Annotated in this window: 17 protein-coding genes; 6 read left to right on the forward strand and 11 right to left on the reverse strand. The window is 69.6% G+C overall.

The window, feature by feature from the left end; translation table 11 throughout:
- Positions 1–12 precede the first annotated feature (12 nt).
- The 3 genes from KV396_RS05750 to KV396_RS05760 all read left to right on the forward strand — a co-directional run bounded on the left by KV396_RS05750 (position 13) and on the right by KV396_RS05760 (position 2,012).
- Positions 13–597, forward strand: a complete 585-nt coding sequence (locus tag KV396_RS05750) for a 2'-5' RNA ligase family protein (RefSeq protein ID WP_247957157.1) — start codon at positions 13–15, stop codon at positions 595–597.
- Between the two features lie 117 nt (positions 598–714).
- Positions 715–939, forward strand: coding sequence for a hypothetical protein (locus tag KV396_RS05755; RefSeq protein ID WP_247957158.1), 225 nt, complete (start codon positions 715–717; stop codon positions 937–939).
- A gap of 161 nt (positions 940–1,100) precedes the next feature.
- A complete protein-coding gene (locus tag KV396_RS05760; protein ID WP_247633546.1) occupies positions 1,101–2,012 on the forward strand; it encodes a formate/nitrite transporter family protein in 912 nt (303 codons plus the stop codon).
- A 70-nt stretch (positions 2,013–2,082) separates the two neighbouring features.
- On the opposite strand, the gene KV396_RS05765 is transcribed toward KV396_RS05760, so the two are convergent.
- From KV396_RS05765 to KV396_RS05805, 9 genes are all read right to left on the reverse strand, one after another.
- Positions 2,083–2,763: a sirohydrochlorin chelatase gene (locus KV396_RS05765; protein WP_247957159.1), complete on the reverse strand. Its 681-nt coding sequence runs from the start codon at positions 2,761–2,763 to the stop codon at positions 2,083–2,085.
- Positions 2,760–3,890, reverse strand: a complete 1,131-nt coding sequence (locus tag KV396_RS05770; RefSeq protein WP_247957160.1) for a uroporphyrinogen-III synthase — start codon at positions 3,888–3,890, stop codon at positions 2,760–2,762. The genes KV396_RS05765 and KV396_RS05770 overlap by 4 nt, the downstream gene beginning before the upstream one ends.
- A complete protein-coding gene (gene cobA, locus KV396_RS05775) occupies positions 3,887–5,122 on the reverse strand; it encodes a uroporphyrinogen-III C-methyltransferase (RefSeq protein ID WP_247957161.1) in 1,236 nt (411 codons plus the stop codon). Before cobA ends, KV396_RS05770 begins: the two co-directional genes overlap by 4 nt.
- A complete protein-coding gene (gene nirD, locus KV396_RS05780; protein ID WP_247633542.1) occupies positions 5,119–5,487 on the reverse strand; it encodes a nitrite reductase small subunit NirD in 369 nt (122 codons plus the stop codon). Before nirD ends, cobA begins: the two co-directional genes overlap by 4 nt.
- Complete coding sequence (gene nirB, locus KV396_RS05785; RefSeq protein ID WP_247957562.1) at positions 5,484–8,009, reverse strand: nitrite reductase large subunit NirB; 2,526 nt, start codon at positions 8,007–8,009, stop codon at positions 5,484–5,486. The genes nirD and nirB overlap by 4 nt, the downstream gene beginning before the upstream one ends.
- A 181-nt stretch (positions 8,010–8,190) precedes the next feature.
- On the reverse strand, positions 8,191–9,546 hold the full coding sequence (locus KV396_RS05790) for a dihydrolipoamide acetyltransferase family protein (protein WP_247957162.1): 1,356 nt from the start codon (positions 9,544–9,546) through the stop codon (positions 8,191–8,193).
- 21 nt (positions 9,547–9,567) lie between these two features.
- On the reverse strand, positions 9,568–10,533 hold the full coding sequence (locus KV396_RS05795) for an alpha-ketoacid dehydrogenase subunit beta (protein WP_247624756.1): 966 nt from the start codon (positions 10,531–10,533) through the stop codon (positions 9,568–9,570).
- Positions 10,534–10,544: 11 nt separating this feature from the next.
- The gene (locus KV396_RS05800) at positions 10,545–11,672 is read right to left on the reverse strand and encodes a thiamine pyrophosphate-dependent dehydrogenase E1 component subunit alpha (protein WP_247957163.1); all 1,128 of its coding nucleotides are present in this window, start codon (positions 11,670–11,672) and stop codon (positions 10,545–10,547) included.
- 27 nt (positions 11,673–11,699) lie between these two features.
- Positions 11,700–12,782, reverse strand: coding sequence for a histidinol-phosphate transaminase (locus KV396_RS05805; RefSeq protein WP_247957164.1), 1,083 nt, complete (start codon positions 12,780–12,782; stop codon positions 11,700–11,702).
- Positions 12,783–12,869: 87 nt separating this feature from the next.
- Between KV396_RS05805 and KV396_RS05810 the strand changes: the two genes are divergently transcribed.
- Positions 12,870–13,277: a phage holin family protein gene (locus tag KV396_RS05810; RefSeq protein WP_247957165.1), complete on the forward strand. Its 408-nt coding sequence runs from the start codon at positions 12,870–12,872 to the stop codon at positions 13,275–13,277.
- Positions 13,278–13,279: 2 nt separating this feature from the next.
- On the opposite strand, the gene KV396_RS05815 is transcribed toward KV396_RS05810, so the two are convergent.
- Both KV396_RS05815 and KV396_RS05820 read right to left on the reverse strand, forming a co-directional pair.
- The gene (locus tag KV396_RS05815; RefSeq protein ID WP_247957166.1) at positions 13,280–14,644 is read right to left on the reverse strand and encodes an alpha/beta hydrolase family protein; all 1,365 of its coding nucleotides are present in this window, start codon (positions 14,642–14,644) and stop codon (positions 13,280–13,282) included.
- On the reverse strand, positions 14,641–14,913 hold the full coding sequence (locus KV396_RS05820) for a hypothetical protein (RefSeq protein ID WP_247633536.1): 273 nt from the start codon (positions 14,911–14,913) through the stop codon (positions 14,641–14,643). Before KV396_RS05820 ends, KV396_RS05815 begins: the two co-directional genes overlap by 4 nt.
- A gap of 203 nt (positions 14,914–15,116) precedes the next feature.
- On the opposite strand from KV396_RS05820, the gene KV396_RS05825 reads away from it, so the two are divergent.
- Positions 15,117–15,566, forward strand: coding sequence for a low molecular weight protein-tyrosine-phosphatase (locus KV396_RS05825; protein WP_247624191.1), 450 nt, complete (start codon positions 15,117–15,119; stop codon positions 15,564–15,566).
- Positions 15,567–15,589: 23 nt separating this feature from the next.
- Positions 15,590–16,972, forward strand: a complete 1,383-nt coding sequence (gene purB, locus KV396_RS05830) for an adenylosuccinate lyase (protein WP_247957563.1) — start codon at positions 15,590–15,592, stop codon at positions 16,970–16,972.
- The last annotated feature ends 193 nt before the right edge of the window (positions 16,973–17,165 follow it).

Below are 17,165 nucleotides of genomic sequence, written 5' to 3' on the forward strand. Positions count from 1 at the left end.
AGGAGTCACGACATGCCGCATGCGGATGCCGGCTCGCGGCGTGTCGTGACCCCTCACGCGGTGGGGACCCAGCCCCGCCGATCGCCGTCGACGATCGAGCTGCTCCTCGACGCCGCCGCCGAAGACGCGGTGCGAGCCGAGTGGGAGGCTCTCGCCGCGCTCGGTCTGTCGAGCCTCGCCGGACACACCTCGGCGAGCAATCGACCGCACATCACTCTGGCCGCCCGAACGGAGCTGCCCCTGCTCGACGCGGGCGTCTTCGCGGACCTCCTTGCGCTCCCGATCACGCTCGGCGCCCCGGTGCTCTTCGGCACCGGCGAGCGCCGCGTGCTCGTCCGCAGCATCCTGCCCACCGCAGAACTGCAGCGTTCTCACGCGACGATCCACACTGCGATCGGCCCGGGAGAGGATGCCCCGCACACCGCCCCGGGCGAGTGGACCCCGCACGTCACCCTCGCCCGCCGACTGCGCCTCGCCGATCTCGAGACCGCGCTCGGCTGCATCGGGGGCGATGTTCACAGCCGCGCTACGAGCGTGCGGCGCTGGGACCCCGCCACCGGAACGACCACCACGCTCGCGACGCTGCCGCAGGGCTAGGGACGATCGGCTCGGCTACGCCCCGGCCTCCCCGACGGTTGGAGCGGGCCGCAACCCGATCTCATCACCGCAGAGCCCGTCGCGGGATGGGTCGACGGCGAGGATTCCTTCGGGATCGTGACGTTCGGCAGCTCGAGCTGCCCCCTCGTCGCGGCCTCGGTGTCGGCTGACGACCCCGGCACGGTCACGGTCGATTTCCGGTACTCGTCGAACAACCCGTGCACGGCCGACATGGCGATGACCACGCACGTCTTCACGCTTCCCGAGAACGTCACTCAGCGCCCTGTGGCCGTCGCCTTCATCCTCGAGGGCACAACCGTGCGCATGGAGCTACCGGGCTGAGCCGGGGCCGCTCGGCCGGGTGACGGCATCGCCCTCACACGGGCGCCCGGCGGTTGTGAGCGCTTCGCGCCACAGTCGTAACCTGCCGCCCGATCGCCGGAAACGACGCTCTTGCACCATGAAGGAACCTGAGTTTCCGTGTTCCCTCTCGTGGAGGTCCCGTGTCCTATATCAAGCCAGCCGAGCTCGCCGTTCGCATGGTCGACGCCGGCGCATACAAACTGCAGTTGTCCACTCGCGATACGCTCATCCGCTCCTTCATGGGCGCGGCGCTCCTCACGATCGCCGCCGCATTCGCGGTGACCGTGTCGACGCAGACGGGGCAACCGCTCCTCGGCGCGCTGCTGTTCCCCGTCGGGTTCGTGATGCTCTATCTGCTCGGCTACGACCTGCTCACCGGCGTGTTCACTCTGGGCCCGCTCGCGCTGCTCGATCGTCGCCCCGGGGCGACGTTCGGCGCGCTCATGCGCAACTGGGGCCTCGTCTTCCTGGGCAACTTCGGCGGCGCCTTCCTCGTGGCGATCCTCATGGCGGTCTACTTCACGTACGGATTCTCCACCGCCCCGAGCGCCGTCGGTGAGGCCATCAGCGAGATCGGGCACGGGCGCACGGTCGGGTACGCGGACCACGGAGCGGCGGGCATGCTCACGCTCTTCATCCGGGGCGTGCTGTGCAACTGGATGGTCTCCACCGGAGTGGTGCTCGCGATGATCTCCGACAGCACGATCGGCAAGATCGTCGCGATGTGGCTGCCGATCATGCTGTTCTTCTACATGGGGTTCGAGCACTCCATCGTCAACATGTTCCTGTTCCCGTCCGGCCTGCTCATGGGAGCCGACTTCACGGTGTGGGACTACCTCGTCTGGAACGAGCTGCCGACGGTCATCGGGAACCTCGTGGGCGGTCTCCTGTTCGTCGGCCTCCCGATCTACCTCACGCACGGTCGGCAGAAGGCGCGCTCCACCGGCGACCGGAGCCGCCGTGACCGCTCGCGCACGACCGCCGTCGCGATCAGCGCCGACGCACCGGTCTCGCCGGTCGTCGAACCGGAACGCGAACCGTCTCGCGTGTGACTCGCAAACGGTGGAGGGGCGGATGCTTCGGCATCCGTCCCTCCACCGTGCGGCACGGGATCGCGGTCGATCAGGCGCTGCCGCGGAAACGATCGACGATGACGTCGGCCACCCGCGCATCCGCACCGAGCGGAGCGGAGGTGAGGTCGGCTCCGGCTCGCTCGACCAGTCCGGCGAAGAAGCCGGGAGCGAGAACGTGGCTCGCCGCGATCACCCGACGAGCACCGGAACGGCGGGCGTCGGCCACGGCAGCGGAGATCCGTGGGTCGATAGCCGAGGCGTACCCCACCGTCAGCGGCACCGGCATCAGGCGGGCGAGCGCCTCGGCGGTGCGGGCGACGTCGACCGCCGAGGCCGGATTGCGGGATCCCGCAGCGGCGAGAACGACATGATCGCCCTCCTGCCAGCCCCCGTCGACCACCTCGAGAAGGCGGGAGAGCAGGAGGTCGGCGATGAGCGGGTGCGTGCCGAGCGGCTCGGTCTGACGCACGTTCGCATGCGGGGAGACGGCGTCGGTGATGTCGACCGCCGTGTGGAATCCGGCGGACAGCAGAAGGGGCACGACGACGACCTCGTCGTCGTGCCGCTCGCGCTCGACCACGTCGTGCACGGTCGGCTCCTGCACGTCGACGAACGCCTCGACGACTCGGGTCTCGGGGAGCCTCGCCCGCACGAGATCGACGATCTCCGCGACCGTCGACCGGCCGACCGGGGAGTCGGTGCCGTGGGAGCACGCGATCAGGGTGGTCATGATTCCTCCTCCACGGCCAGGCGATACCCCCGCTTGACGACCGTCTGGATGCACGCCGCCCCTCCCAGCGCCTCGCGCAGACGGGCGACGGCCATCTCGACGGCATGCGCACTCTCGCCGCTGCGCGGCAGCGCGCGGGCGATCTGCTCACGGGAGCGCACGTCGCCCGCGGCATCGAACAGCTCCGACAGGACGCCGGTACCCGAGCGAGACAGCGGCACGAACGTGCCGTCGAGCACCACGCCGCCGCTGCGCATCTCCATCGTTCCCGCCGCCGTGCGCAGACGAGGCGCGGCCCCGGAGGAGAAGTGGTCGACCACGCACCGCACGAGCGAACCCAGGCGACCACTCGCGGCGAGGGTCGTGCGCAGGTCGGCGTCGACCAGCGGCGCGGCCGTGATGGGTCCGACAGCGGCGAGAAGCAGCCGCGCGCTCGCGGCTCGACGGCGGATCGCACCGAGGATCTCGGCCCGTTCGGCCGCCCGGATCCACTCCGCCGCACCGGGGGACGACGTGAAGAGCACCGCATCGACCTCGCCGTGTGCGGCCTGGATCACCGTTCGGCGCAGCAGCTCCGGATCCGGAGGCGGCCCCCAGCGGTAGACGGTGATGCTCACGACATCCGCGCCCTGTTGGCGCAGCAGCTCGTCGAGTCCATCCGAGCCGGCCCCGTGGTGCTGGACCGCGATGCGGAGACCCGCGACGCCCTCCGAGGTCAGATACTCCCCGACCTCCGCCGATGTCTCGGACTCCGCGACCCAGTCCGCGGTGAACCCGGCCTGCTGGATCGCGCCGTGCGCCTTGGGCCCGCGGGCGACGAACTGCGCATTCGCGAGCGCAACCGTGAGGTCCTCGGCCAGACCGTTCTCGTGCGCCGCATCGATCCATCCGCGCAGGCCGACTCCGGTCGTGACGACGACGATGTCGGGTGGTCGGCTGATGAGCTCCGTCGTTCGTGCGAGCAGATCGGCATCGTCTTCATTGGGAAGGATGCTGAGCGCCGGGGCGCGAAACGTCCGTGCTCCGCGTCGCTCGAGCGCCGATGCGAGCTCGCCGGCGCGACGATCCGCCGCGATGGCGATCGTGCACCCCTCGAGGGCGGGGGCGAGTCTCGGTCCGTCCGTCACGCGTTCGCTGTCTCCTTCGGGATCGGCAGAGGAAGAAGCAGACCCTCGTCCGCGACATCGCCGATCACGATCACCGCCGGGTTCTGCAGACCCACCGCCTCCGCGTCGCGCACCGCGTGTCGCAGAGTCGTGCGGGTCGTCCGCTGCTGGGGCGTATGCCCGCTCTCGACGAACGCTACCGGACGATCTTCCGGAGCGCCCTGCGCCAGCGCCTTCGCCACCAGACGCGGCAGTGCCGCGACGCCCATGAGCACGATCGTGGTGACGGCATCGTCGGCCATCGCGCGCAGCGTGCTCTGCGCGATCTCGCCCTGGCCGTTGACGACATGGAACGCGCCGGAAGTGCCGCGATGCGTGACGGGGATGCCGGCCGCCTGGGGCACCGCCACCGCGCTCGAGATCCCGGGAGTGACAGCGACGGCGACCCCCGCGGTCAGGCACGCCTGCATCTCCTCGCCACCGCGACCGAACACGAAGGGGTCTCCGCCCTTGAGGCGTACGACGCGTAGACCCGCCAGCGCGCGATCGACGATCAGCCGGTTGATCTCCGCCTGCGGAACCGGGTGCCGTCCCGGAGCCTTCCCCACGTCGATGACCTCGACGTCGGCGGCGAGACCCTGCACGATCTCGGGCCCGGGGCCCAGACGGTCCATGACGAGCACATCGGCCTCGGCGATGAGACGTCGCGCCCGCACGGTCATCAGGTCGAGGGGCCCCGGCCCGCCGCCGACGAGGTCCACCCGGCCCGAGCGCGGCGCCCGATGCCGACGGAGCGGGAGCCGCCCCTCCCCGACCAGATCGACGATGGCGTCACGCACCGCGACAGACCTCCGCGGATCCGCGCCCGCGGTGCTCGTCACGCCGACGATCACGTCACCGATCTCGGCCTGCGCCGACAGCCGCGCCGAACCGTGCCCGCCGTCCGTGGCGTTGATGCAGAGCACGCGCGCATCCTCGCAGCGATCGGCCACTTCGCGGTCGACGCGGGTATCGCCGGTGGCCGTGTGCACGAGCCACGCCCCGTCGAGGTCGGCGGGGAGGAACGGGCGCTCGATCCACTGCGCCTCTCCACGATCGACCACGGCCGCGATGTCGGCGTGCACCTCGGGAGCGACGATCCGCACTCGTGCGCCCTCGACGAGGAATCGGCGCAGCCGCCGTGCGGCCACCGCTCCTCCGCCGACCATCAGCACATCGCGTCCCGCCAGCGAGACACCGAGCATCATCGTCATCTTTCCTCCTCCGAGAACAGCTCGACCTGACCGTCGACGACCACAACCGCCCAGACCCTCAGCGCCGCGGGCTCGCGCCCCTGCGCGTCGAGGCACTCGCCGGTTCGCAGATCGAAGACCTGCTTGTGCATGGGAGAGGCGACTGTCGGCGCGTCTCCGCGAGTGCCGACGATCCCCCGGGAGATGACGTTGGCCCCGCTGAAGGGGTCGAGGTTCGACACCGCATGCACCGATCCATCGGCGAGCAGGAACAGCGCGACCTGTGTTCCGTCGTGGAGCGCGGCACGACCGCGCTCCACCTCCAGATCGCTCACGGCGCAGATCCGGATGCCGCGCGCGACGGGACTCGTCGCTTCGAGAGTCATCGACGCACCTCCAGCGTCGTCCCGGCGATGAGCACCGATCCCGACTGCTTCTCCGCCTCCGTCGCCGGCCGCACCTGACCGCGCTCGGGCACGTACGCGAGAGAAGGGTCGGGGGTGTCGGTCGCGTTCACGAAGGACTCGAAGCGTCGCAGCTTCGCCGGGTCCTTCAAAGTCGCAGCCCACTCGTCCTCGTAGCGGTCGACGTGCAACGCCATGGCGGCGTCGAGATCATCGCAGATCCCGAGGCTGTCGTCGAAGATCACCTCGCGGAGACCATCGAGCCCGCCGTCGAGCTCGGCGCACCAGCCGGCGGTCCGTTGCAGGCGATCGGCCGTGCGGATGTAGTACATGAAGAAGCGATCGATCGCGCGGATGAGCCCCTCATCGTCGAGGTCGGCGGCGAGCAGCTCGGCATGCCGCGGAGAGAAGCCCCCGTTGCCTCCGACGTACATGTTCCACCCGGTCTCCGTGGCGATCACGCCGACGTCCTTCGACCGGGCCTCCGCGCATTCGCGCGCGCAACCCGAGACACCGACCTTCAGCTTGTGCGGTGCGCGGAGTCCGCGGTAGCGCAGCTCGAGGCGCACGGCCATCCCCACGGCATCCAGAACGCCGTACCGGCACCAGGTTGACCCGACGCACGACTTCACGGTGCGCAAAGCCTTGCCGTAGGCCTGGCCCGACTCGAACCCGGCATCCACCAGCCGCTGCCAGATCTGCGGAAGCTGCTCGAGGCGGGCGCCGAACATGTCGATGCGCTGGCCGCCGGTGATCTTCGTGTAGAGCCCGTAGGTGTCGGCGATGGTGCCGATGGCGATGAGTCCGGCGGGAGTGACTTCGCCGCCCGGCATCCGCGGCACCACCGAGTAGGTGCCGTCCTTCTGCATGTTCGCCATGACGTGGTCGTTGGTGTCCTGCAGCGTCGCGTTCTCACCGTCGAGCACGTGCTCGCCGACGAGGACGGCGAGGATGCTGGCGAGGGCGGGCTTGCACACATCGCACCCTCGGCCCGATCCGAACCGCGCGATGATCGCGCTGAACGTCGAGAGTCCCGAGACGCGCACGGCGTCGAACAGTTGCCGCCGTGACATCGCGAAGTGCTCGCACAGGCCCTCGGATGCCGTCTGCCCCAGCTTCACGAGCTCCTGGCCGACGATCTTCTTGACCATGAAGATGCACGATCCGCAGGTCGCGCCCGCTTTGGTGCACGCCTTCACCGCCGCGGCATCCGTGCATCCGTCTTCGTGCACGGCGTCGCGGATGCGGCCGGCCGTGACGTTCGAGCAGGAGCAGACGACTGCCTCGGCCGGAAGCTCGGTGGTCGGCTCCGAGCCGCCCGCCGGTGCCAGGTAGGCTGCGGGGTCACCTCCGAGCGCTGCTCCGACGAGCGGACGCAGGGCGCCGTAGGCCGACGCGTCGCCGACCAGGATGCCGCCGAGCAGAGTCTTCGCGTCGTCGGAGAGCACGAGCTTCTTGTAGACACCGTTCACGGGGTCGGTGAAGACCACATCCAGCGCGTGGGGCGTGGTCGCCATTGCATCGCCGAAACTCGCCACATCGACGCCGGAGAGCTTGAGCTTGGTCGAATCGTCGTACCCGGGGAAGGTCGCGTCGCCGCCGAGGAGCAGAGTCGCCGCGACTTCGGCCATGGCGTAACCCGGAGCGACGAGGCCGACCGACCGACCGTCGTAGTTCGCGACCTCGCCGATGGCGAGGATATGGGGGTCGGCCGTACGGCACCGCTCATCGATGAGAACGCCACCGGTCGGGTGCACGGCGAGCTGCGCTTCACGTGCCAGCGCATCGTGCGCCCTCACGCCGACGGTGAAGATCACGATGTCGGTCTCGTGCATGGCGCCGTCGTCGAACTGCAGCGCGGCCACCCGGCCGGACGCGTCCGCATCGACGCGCGTGGTGCGGGTACCCGTGCGCACGTCGATGCCCTTGGACTCGATGAGTCGGCGCAGGATCGTGCCGCCGGGCAGATCCAGTTGCGCCGACATCAGACGGTCGGAGGACTGCACCACCAGGCAACCGACGTTCATGGTCTGCAGCGCTCCTGCCGCCTCGAGCCCGAGCAGCCCGCCGCCGATCACCGTTCCGCGCAGCGGACGACCGAGCGCGGCCTGTCTCTTCGCGACGTACTCCTCGATCGCGACGACGTCGTCGAGGGTGCGGTAGACGAAGCATCCCGGGAGGTCAGCACCGTCGACGGCAGGGCGCAGGGCCGTGGAGCCGGTCGCGAGCACGAGGGTGTCGTAGCGGTGGGCATCGCCGGACCGCGCGTGCACGACGCGCGCCGATCGATCGATCCGCAGAACGCGGTCTCCCTGCGAGAAGTTCACCCGCGAATCCGAGAAGACACTCTCCTCGAGTGCGAGATCGGAAGGCGTCGCCCCCGCGAAGAACGAGGTCAGCTTGACGCGGTCGTACGGCAGGTGCCCCTCATCGCCGATGACGGTCACTCGGGGAGACGCACCGGGCGACCGGAGCAGACTCTCGACGAACCGGTGGGCGACCATGCCGGCCCCCACGACGACGATCTCGTCCGACGTCGACTCTCTCGCGCTCACAGTGCCTCCTCCGATGACACTCCTGACGCTAAGCGGGAGATGTTTCGCGAGGCGACGGGCGGCCGTTACGCGCAGAGAACGTTCTGCTCACAAGTCCGTAACGGGGATGTGAGGTGCCCGGGTGCTCGACTCAGTCGACGAGCAGCGCGGGCTCCTCGAGCACCGATGCGACATCGGCGATGAAGCGGCTCATGGCGTCGCCGTCGACCACGCGGTGGTCGAAGGATCCCGCGACCGTCGTCACCCAGCGCGGTCGCACCTCGCCGTCCACGACCCAGGGCTTCTGGCTGATCGTGCCCATGGCGAGGATGCCCGCCTGACCGGGGTTGATGATCGGGGTGCCGGCATCCATCCCGAATACACCGATGTTGGTGATCGTGAAGGTGCCGCCCTGCTGGTCGGCCGGCGTGGTCTTGCCGTCGCGGGCCGTGAGGGTGAGGCGGTTGAGGGCGCGGGCGAGGTCCTTCATGCCGAGGTCCTGCGCGTCCTTGATGTTCGGCACGAGCAGGCCACGGGGCGTGGCCGCGGCGATGCCGAGGTTCACGTAGTGGCGCACCGCGATCTCCGCACCGTTCTCGGTCTCGATCCAGGCCGCGTTGATCATCGGGGTGCGACGCAGCGCCCAGATCACGGCGCGCGCCACGATCAGCAGCGGCGACACCTTGATGTCGGCGTACTCGGGTGCGGCCTTGAGGCGCTTGACGAGCTCCATCGTGCGCGTCGCGTCGACGTCCTTCCACACCGTGACGTGCGGGGCCGAGTAGGCGCTCTGCACCATCGCCGAGGAGGTCGCCTTGCGCACGCCCTTCACCGGGATCGACTCGGTGCGCTCGGCATCCGACGCCGACACGGATGCCGCGACCGGCGCGACACCGCGGGCAAGACCCACCGGGGCGTTCTGCGGTGCGGGCACGGTCTCCTCGCGCACGGCACCCCACTCCGGGGTCTCGATGTTGCGGAACACGCTCGCCTGCGAGGCGAGCTTCATGACGTCGTCACGGGTGACCTCGCCGTCGGCGCCGCTCGGGGTGACCGTGGTGAGGTCGACGCCGAGGTCGCGGGCGAGCTTGCGGATCGGGGGCTTCGCGATGACTCCCACCGACGAGCGCACCGGGCGCTCGGCCGGGCGCTTACGACGCGAGGTCGCTCCTCCCCCACTGCCGTAGCCGACGAGAACGGATCCGCCGCCCTCCTCCGCGGCGGGCGCGGCAGCTGCCGGGGCCGGAGCGGCCGGAGCCGCGGCATCCGCCTGCACGAAGGTGATGATCGGGGTGCCGACCTCGACCGTGGCGCCCTCGGCGACGAGCAGCTCGCCGACCGTTCCGGCATGGGGCGAGGGCAGCTCGACGAGCGACTTGGCCGTCTCGATCTCGCAGATGACGTCGTTGATCGCGACCGTGTCGCCGGGCGCGACCTTCCATGTGACGATCTCGGCCTCCGTGAGGCCCTCGCCGACATCGGGAAGGGTGAAGTTCTGCGTGCTCATCTGCGGTCCTTTCGGAACGTCTCAGTAGGCGAGTGAACGGTCGACGGCCTCGAGGATGCGGTCGGCATCCGGGAGGTAGGCGCCCTCGAGCTTGGCGGGCGGGAACGGGGTGTCGAAGCCCGACACCCGCAGCACCGGCGCCTCGAGAGCGTAGAACGCGCGCTCCATGACGGTCGCGGCGACCTCGCTGCCGATGCTGCCGAAGCCCTGGGCCTCCTGCGCGTAGACCATGCGTCCGGTCTTGCGCACCGAGTCGAGGATCGGCGCATAGTCGATCGGCGAGATCGAGCGCAGATCGACGACCTCGCAGCTCGTGCCCTCCGACTCGGCCAGCGCAGCCGCCTGCAGCAGCGTCGTGACCATCGCGCCGTGTCCGACGAGGGTGACGTCGGAGCCCGCACGCACGACCCGCGAGGAGTGCAGCGGGGCGGCGGAGGCCTCGAGCTCGACCTCGCCCTTGGGCCAGTAGCGGCTCTTGGGCTCCATGAAGATCACGGGATCGTTCGAGGCGATCGCCTCCTGGATCATCCAGTAGGCGTCGTTCGGCGTCGAGGGCGACACGACCCGCAGGCCCGGGGTGTGCGCGAAGTACGCCTCGGGGCTCTCCTGGTGGTGCTCGACCGCGCCGATGTGCCCGCCGTAGGGGATGCGGATCACGATCGGCATGCTCAACGAGCCCTCGTGCCGGTTGGTGAGCTTGGCGAGCTGCGTGGTGATCTGGTCGAAGGCCGGGAACACGAAGCCGTCGAACTGGATCTCGACCACCGGGCGGAACCCGGCCATGGCGAGTCCGATCGCGGTGCCGACGATGCCCGACTCGGCGAGCGGGGTGTCGAGCACGCGCTTGTCGCCGAAGTCGCGCTGCAGGTGCTCGGTCACGCGGAACACGCCGCCGAGCTTGCCGATGTCCTCGCCCATGAGCAGGACCTTGGCGTCGTCTTCCATGGCCTTGCGCAGACCGGCGTTCAGAGCCTTGCTGAACGGCATCGTCTCGAGGGTCACTGCGCTCCTCCTTCGAACGACGCTTCGTACTTCGCGAGCCACGCCTTCTGCTCGGCGATCAGCGGGTGCGCCTCGCTGTAGACGTGGTCGAACATCCGGCTGACCGGCGGCGGGCCGAGCTCGACCGTGCGGGCGCGGAGGTCTTCCGCAGCATCCGCGCCTTCGGCGTCGACGTCGGCGAAGAAGGATGCCGCCGCTCCCCGGTTCTCGAGGAACGCGCGCATGCGGGTGATCGGGTCGCGCTGCGCCCACGATTCCTCTTCGTCGTTCCCGCGGTACTTGGTGGGGTCGTCGCTGGTGGTGTGCGCGCCCAGGCGGTAGGTGACCGCCTCGATCGCGCGCGGCCCCTGGCCGGCGCGCGCCTCGTCGAGCGCGGTGCGCGAGACGGCGTAGCTCGCGAGCACGTCGTTGCCGTCGACGCGGACGCTGGGGATGCCGTAGCCGGCGCTGCGCTGCACGAGCGGAACGCGCGACTGCGTCGAGACCGGCACCGAGATCGCCCAGTGGTTGTTCTGCAGGAAGAAGACCGTCGGCGACTGGTAGCTGGCGGCGAAGACCATCGCCTCGTGCACGTCGCCCTGGCTGGAGGCGCCGTCGCCGTAGTAGACGATGACCGCTTCGTCGCGGTCGACGTCACCGCTGCCGGAGCGGCCGTCGAACGCCAGACCCATCGCGTAGCCCGTGGCGTGCAGTGCCTGCGACCCGAGCACGAGGGTGTAGAGCCGGGTGTTGCCGTTCTTGGGATCGGTGGGATCCCAGCCGCCGTGCGAGACACCGCGCATCAGCTTGATGATGTCGAGCGGGTCGACGCCACGGATGCGGGTGACGACGTGCTCTCGGTACGACGGGAAGATGGTGTCCTGCGCACGGGCCGCTCGACCCGAGCCGACCTGCGCCGCCTCCTGGCCGCGGCTCGGCGGCCAGAGCGCCAGCTGCCCCTGTCGCTGCAGGTTGGTGGCCTGGGTGTCGATGGCGCGGATGACGACCATGTCGCGGTAGAACTGCTCGAGTTCGGCATCGCTGATCGATTCGATCAGCGACAGGTACCGCTCCGCAGCGGGGGTAGGGGCGAATCGGCCGTCTGCCTCGAGGACGCGGACGATTTCGTTCTCTGACGAGCTCACCGTTCCACGCTATCCGAGGAACGGTGCCTAGGGCTGGAGAGTCCGCACAACGGATTCAGAAACCTGTAGGACCTTGTCCACCGATTCATGCTCCCCGACGGATATGCGGATGCCGTCACCCGAGAACGGGCGCACGACGATGTCGCCGGCGACGAACGCCGCGGCGACCTCGTCGGTGCGGTCGCCGGCGGGCAGCCAGACGAAGTTGCCCTGGGAGTCGGGCACCTTCCAGCCCTGGGCGCGGAGCCCGGCGACGAGGCGCGTGCGGCGGGCGACGATCTCGGTGACGCGTTCGAGCAGCTCGGCTTCGGCGTCGAGGCTCGCGATGGCCGCGTTCTCCGCCGCAGCCGTCACGGAGAGGGGTACGCCGGTGACGCGGGCCGAATCGAGCACCTTCTCGTGGCCGATCGCGTAGCCGATGCGGAGGCCTGCGAGTCCGTACGCCTTCGAGAAGGTGCGCAGGACGACGACGTTCGGATGCCGGTCGAAGATGCGCTCGGCGAGACCGTCGACCGCATCGGGCGCCGTGACGAACTCGGCGTATGCCTCGTCGAGAATGATCAGGACGTCGGCGGGGACCCGCTCGACGAAGGCCGCGAACTCGCCGCTCGTGATGATCGGACCGGTCGGGTTGTTGGGCGTGCAGACGATGATCGCGCGGGTGCGGTCGGTGACGGCATCCGCCATCGCGTCGAGGTCGTGACGCGCGTCGTCGGTGAGCGCGACCGGGACTCCGGTCGCTCCGGAGATGAGCGGCAGGCTCGGGTACGCCTCGAACGACCGCCAGGCGTAGACGACCTCGTCGTCGACGGATGCCGTGGCGAGGATCAGCTGATGCAGGATCGACACGCTGCCCGCGGCGACGTGCACCTGGTCGGGCTCGACGCCGTACCGCGCGCCGAGGCGCTCGCGCAGCCGCAGCGCGGTGGCGTCGGGGTAACGGTTGATCGGCGTGATGTGCCGCATCGCCTCGACCACCGACGGCAGCGGGTCGAAGGGGTTCTCGTTGCTCGACAGCTTGAACGCATCGGGTCCCGCCTGCTTGCCCTGGCGGTACGGCGCGAGCGCGGCGATGGCGGGGCGGATGCGGGGAAGGATCGGGTCGGTCACGAGGACGAGTCTACGAGTGCTCGAGGGAAGCGCAGCGGACGAGTCCTCCTGACAATCACCACCCCCACGTGGAAGACTGGGCGGACCATGCGCTTCATCATCCGAGTCGTCGTCAACGCGTTCGCCCTGTGGGTCGTGACGCTGATCCCCGCACTGCAGGTCAGCATCGTCGCGTTCCCTCCGGGCGAGACACTGCAGCTCGTGCTCACGCTGCTCGCGGTCGCCGCGATCTTCGCGCTCGTGAACACGATCATCGGCACCGTCGTGAAGATCGTCGCGTTCCCGCTCTACATCCTCACCCTCGGGCTCATCGGGTTCATCATCAACGGCTTCCTGCTGTGGCTGACCGCCTGGATCACGAGCGGCTTCGGCTGGGGACTCACGGTCGGCCACTTCTGGTGGGGCGTCGTCGCCGCGCTGATCATCTCGATCATCAACGGTATCTTCGGCTTCATTTTGCGCCCGCAGGCCAAGAAGCAGCGCCGCCGCGACTGAGGTCACAGCACGTCCTTCCGTCGCCACCACTCGTCTCCGATGACCGGTGCCGGTGCGGGCGACCCGCCCGGTGCCACCACGTCCTCGGGCAGCACGCGCTCGGCCCGATAGTCGGTCGACGTGACCGAGGTCGCCTGACCGAGTTCGTTCCACAGGCCGTCGAGCCCGTCCACCCGCGGGTCACCCGACTCCTCGACCATCTCGGCGGTCTCGACGTAGGTATCGAGCATGTGCGGTTCGAGCGTGAGATCCTGCAGACCCTCGACCGGATCGCCGACGCGCTCCGCGGTGAAGCTGTCGGGAGAACCGGTCCCGCCGGGGGATCCGCCGCCGGCCAGGGAAGACACGACATCGTCGGTGTGCCGCAACTGCACGAGCGTCTGGTCGTCGTCTAGCGTCGGCTCGACCGGGCTTCCCGCGGTGATCTCCACACCGACGTCGTAGACGTCGTCCATCGCGAGATGCGAGGCGATCGCCCCTCCCTGCGAGTGCCCGACGACATCGACCCGGTCACCCGGTTTCGCGCCCGATGCCTTCAATGCGTCGAGCGTCGCTTGGTACGACGCCGACTTCGTCCCCGCGTAGAGCTGGAAGTTCGACTTCATGTCCCACGGGTTGCTCCCGCCATGCAGAACGGACTGCGTGCCCTTCACATACGCGACGAAGCGGTTCGTCCCATCGGGCATCGTGTACTTCTCCACCCGCACCTGCGCTCCCCCGGAATTCGGGAACCGCTGGAGGGCCTCCGGCAGCGAGGCCGGCGGGGCTTTCGGGGTCGTCGTCGCGACCGGAGTGACGCGCACGGCATCCGCCCTGCCCTGCAGCGTCGTCCCCTTCGGGATCACCCCCCTGCCGAGCAGGGCCGCCGCCATACCGATCCCGCCGAAGAGTCCACCGAACGACGTACCGAACCCGACCTGCACATCGAGTCCGTCGAACCGATGCGTGCCCCAGTCCAGAACGAGGGCAGTGACGAGGCCCTGAACGCGGGGATCGGCATCCAGGATCTCGTCGGCCCGTGCGTTCAGGGCAGCCGCCGCAGCGGCATCGCTCGCGGCGAGCGCCTCCGCCTGCGCGCGCAGCTCGACCACCTCGTACGCATCCGCCATGAGCAGCGTCGAGGACGCCGTCGTCTCGGCCGTGAGCCGCAGCTCGTCGAGTCGCGTGCGACTGCGCCCGAGCGCATCGAAGCCGCTCCACGAACGGCAGGCGGACGACCCCATGAGCAGGGCGTAGGCGTTGCCGGCGGCGGCCGCACCCTGCGCGAGCGACCCCGCCACGGCGGCCAACCGCGTGCCGATGTCGCGCAGCACCTCGGTGTCGACCGCGATCGCGCCGCCGTAGCGGATGTCGAGGTCGTCGCTCATCCGAGCCCCGCCGCTCGCTGCTCGGCCTCGGTCGACTCCAGGATCATCACCTCGAGGGCGACGAGACCGCGCTGCTCGCCCATTGTCTCGTGCAGCGACCGCAGCCCGTCGGACGACCATTCGGTCTCGTCGACGAGCGGATCGAGCGTCGCCGCTGCTGTCTGCGTGAAGTCGAGGGCGACGCGGAGCTGAGCCCCGGCCTGCTGCCACATCGACAGGTCGTACGGGGTCCACTCATCGGTGGTCGGGAGGGCGATCGAGGAGTACATGCCCACAGCCTGCGCCGCGCGACGACTCGGCGATCACCGTGGGCGCACGAGCGGTGCAGAGCATCGCTCGATCGCGAGCTGTGCAGGATGAGTCCGACCCCGAACTGTGCACGACGGCCCGGGAGCGGCAGAATGGTTCTGTGACATCCCCGGATCCCTTTCGCGTGATCTTCGTGTGCACGGGGAACATCTGCCGATCCCCCATGGCCGAGGTCGTCTTCCGCGACCTCGCCGAGCATCAGGGACTGGGCTCGCGCATCGTCTCGCGCAGCGCGGGCACGGGCGACTGGCACCTCGGCGAGCGCGCCGACCACCGCACGATCGACTCGCTCGCCCGCCGCGGGTACGACGGATCGCAGCACCGCGCGAAGCAGTTCACCGCGGCATCCTTCCTCGAGAACGACCTCATCGTGGCCCTCGACCGCACGCACGAGCGCATCCTGCGCGAGTGGGCGCGCGACGAGGATCAGGAGGGGAAGGTCACCCTCCTCCTCGGCTTCGACCCCGACGCCTCGACCCACGATGTGCCCGACCCCTACTACGCCGGCCCCGAGATGTTCGATTCGGTGCTCGGTATGATCGAGACGGCGACTCGCGGGCTGTTCCGTCAGCTCGAACCCGCCCTGCGCCAGCCCCGCACGCCCCGCATCTGACGGGCCCGATCAGGAGGATTCCCCTGACTTTCCAGCCTTCGCTTCCGCCGCAGCCCCTGAGCCCCCTCGACGGTCGCTACCGCGGCGCCGTCACCGGACTCGCCGACTTCCTCTCGGAGGCCGGCCTCAACCGGGCCCGCGTCGAGGTCGAGGTCGAGTGGCTCATCGCCCTCACCGACCGCTCGCTGTTCGAGACCTCCCCCCTGTCGGATGCCGACAAGGAGCGCCTCCGCGCCCTCTACCGCGACTTCGGCCAGGCCGAGATCGACTGGCTCGCCGAGAAGGAGGCGGTCACCCGCCACGACGTCAAGGCCATCGAGTACCTCGTGCGCGACCGCCTCTCGACGCTCGGCCTCGACGCCATCGCCGAGCTGACGCACTTCGCCTGCACGAGCGAGGACATCAATTCGGTCTCGTACGCGCTCACCGTCAAGCGCGCGGTCGAGAGCGTCTGGCTCCCCGCCCTCGACTCCGTCATCGCCAAGCTCCGCGAACTCGCGGTCGAGCACGCCGACGCCGCGATGCTCTCGCGCACCCACGGCCAGCCCGCGACGCCGTCGACCATGGGCAAGGAGATCGCCGTGTTCGCGTGGCGTCTCGAGCGCGTGCGCGGCCAGATCGCGGCATCCGACTACCTGGCGAAGTTCTCCGGCGCCACCGGCACGTGGTCGGCGCACCTGTCGGCCGACCCCGACGCCGACTGGCCGACCATCGCCCGCGAGTACGTCGAGGGCCTGGGTCTCGGCTTCAACGTGCTCACCACGCAGATCGAGTCGCACGACTGGCAGGTCGAGCTCTACGACCGCGTGCGTCACGCCGGCGGCATCCTGCACAACCTCGCCACCGACATCTGGACGTACATCTCGCTCGGCTACTTCGCGCAGATCCCCGTCGCCGGTGCGACCGGGTCGTCGACCATGCCGCACAAGATCAACCCGATCCGCTTCGAGAACGCCGAGGCGAACCTCGAGCTCTCGGCGGCACTGCTCGGGTCGCTCTCCCAGACGCTCGTCACGAGCCGCCTGCAGCGCGACCTCACCGACTCCACCACGCAGCGCAACATCGGCGTCGCGTTCGGGCACTCGCTGCTCGCGCTCGACAACCTGCGCCGTGGGCTCAACGAGATCTCGCTGTCGCGCGACGTGCTGCTCGCCGACCTCGACGTGAACTGGGAGGTGCTCGCCGAGGCGATCCAGACGGTCATCCGCGCCGAGGTCGTCGCCGGTCGCTCGAGCATCACCGACCCGTACGCCCTGCTCAAGGAGCTCACCCGCGGACACCGCGTCGGCGGCGCCGAGCTCGCCGAGTTCGTGCAGGGCCTCGAGATCGGCGACGCGGCCAAGCAGCGCCTGCTCGCGCTGACCCCCGCCACGTACACGGGAATCGCCGAGCGCCTCGCGCGCTGACGCCTCTCCGCCACGCAGAAACGCACCCCATGCCCATCGGGCGGGGTGCGTTTCTGCGTTCGGCTCGGGCACGCGCGTGCACTAATTCAGGAAGATCGGTCGACTGCGATCGGCGGGTCCGCGGGATTCCGCGGGTGACCCCACTCGGCGGCCACGGTTTTCCTGATTCATGGCACGCGCCAGGCGGGCACGC

This window comes from Microbacterium galbinum, from assembly GCF_023101185.1.
Lineage (GTDB): Bacteria > Actinomycetota > Actinomycetes > Actinomycetales > Microbacteriaceae > Microbacterium > Microbacterium galbinum.

What these genes read in the sequence shown, in the direction of transcription:
- KV396_RS05750 (WP_247957157.1), top strand. Translation starts at nt 13, where the DNA reads ATGCCGCATGCGGATGCCGGCTCGCGGCGTGTCGTGACCCCTCACGCG.
- KV396_RS05765 (WP_247957159.1), bottom strand. Translation starts at nt 2,763, where the DNA reads ATGACCACCCTGATCGCGTGCTCCCACGGCACCGACTCCCCGGTCGGC.
- cobA (WP_247957161.1), bottom strand. Translation starts at nt 5,122, where the DNA reads ATGACGATGATGCTCGGTGTCTCGCTGGCGGGACGCGATGTGCTGATG.
- nirD (WP_247633542.1), bottom strand. Translation starts at nt 5,487, where the DNA reads ATGACTCTCGAAGCGACGAGTCCCGTCGCGCGCGGCATCCGGATCTGC.
- nirB (WP_247957562.1), bottom strand. Translation starts at nt 8,009, where the DNA reads ATGGTCGCCCACCGGTTCGTCGAGAGTCTGCTCCGGTCGCCCGGTGCG.
- KV396_RS05790 (WP_247957162.1), bottom strand. Translation starts at nt 9,546, where the DNA reads ATGAGCACGCAGAACTTCACCCTTCCCGATGTCGGCGAGGGCCTCACG.
- KV396_RS05795 (WP_247624756.1), bottom strand. Translation starts at nt 10,533, where the DNA reads ATGCCGTTCAGCAAGGCTCTGAACGCCGGTCTGCGCAAGGCCATGGAA.
- KV396_RS05810 (WP_247957165.1), top strand. Translation starts at nt 12,870, where the DNA reads ATGCGCTTCATCATCCGAGTCGTCGTCAACGCGTTCGCCCTGTGGGTC.
- KV396_RS05815 (WP_247957166.1), bottom strand. Translation starts at nt 14,644, where the DNA reads ATGAGCGACGACCTCGACATCCGCTACGGCGGCGCGATCGCGGTCGAC.
- KV396_RS05820 (WP_247633536.1), bottom strand. Translation starts at nt 14,913, where the DNA reads ATGTACTCCTCGATCGCCCTCCCGACCACCGATGAGTGGACCCCGTAC.
- KV396_RS05825 (WP_247624191.1), top strand. Translation starts at nt 15,117, where the DNA reads ATGGCCGAGGTCGTCTTCCGCGACCTCGCCGAGCATCAGGGACTGGGC.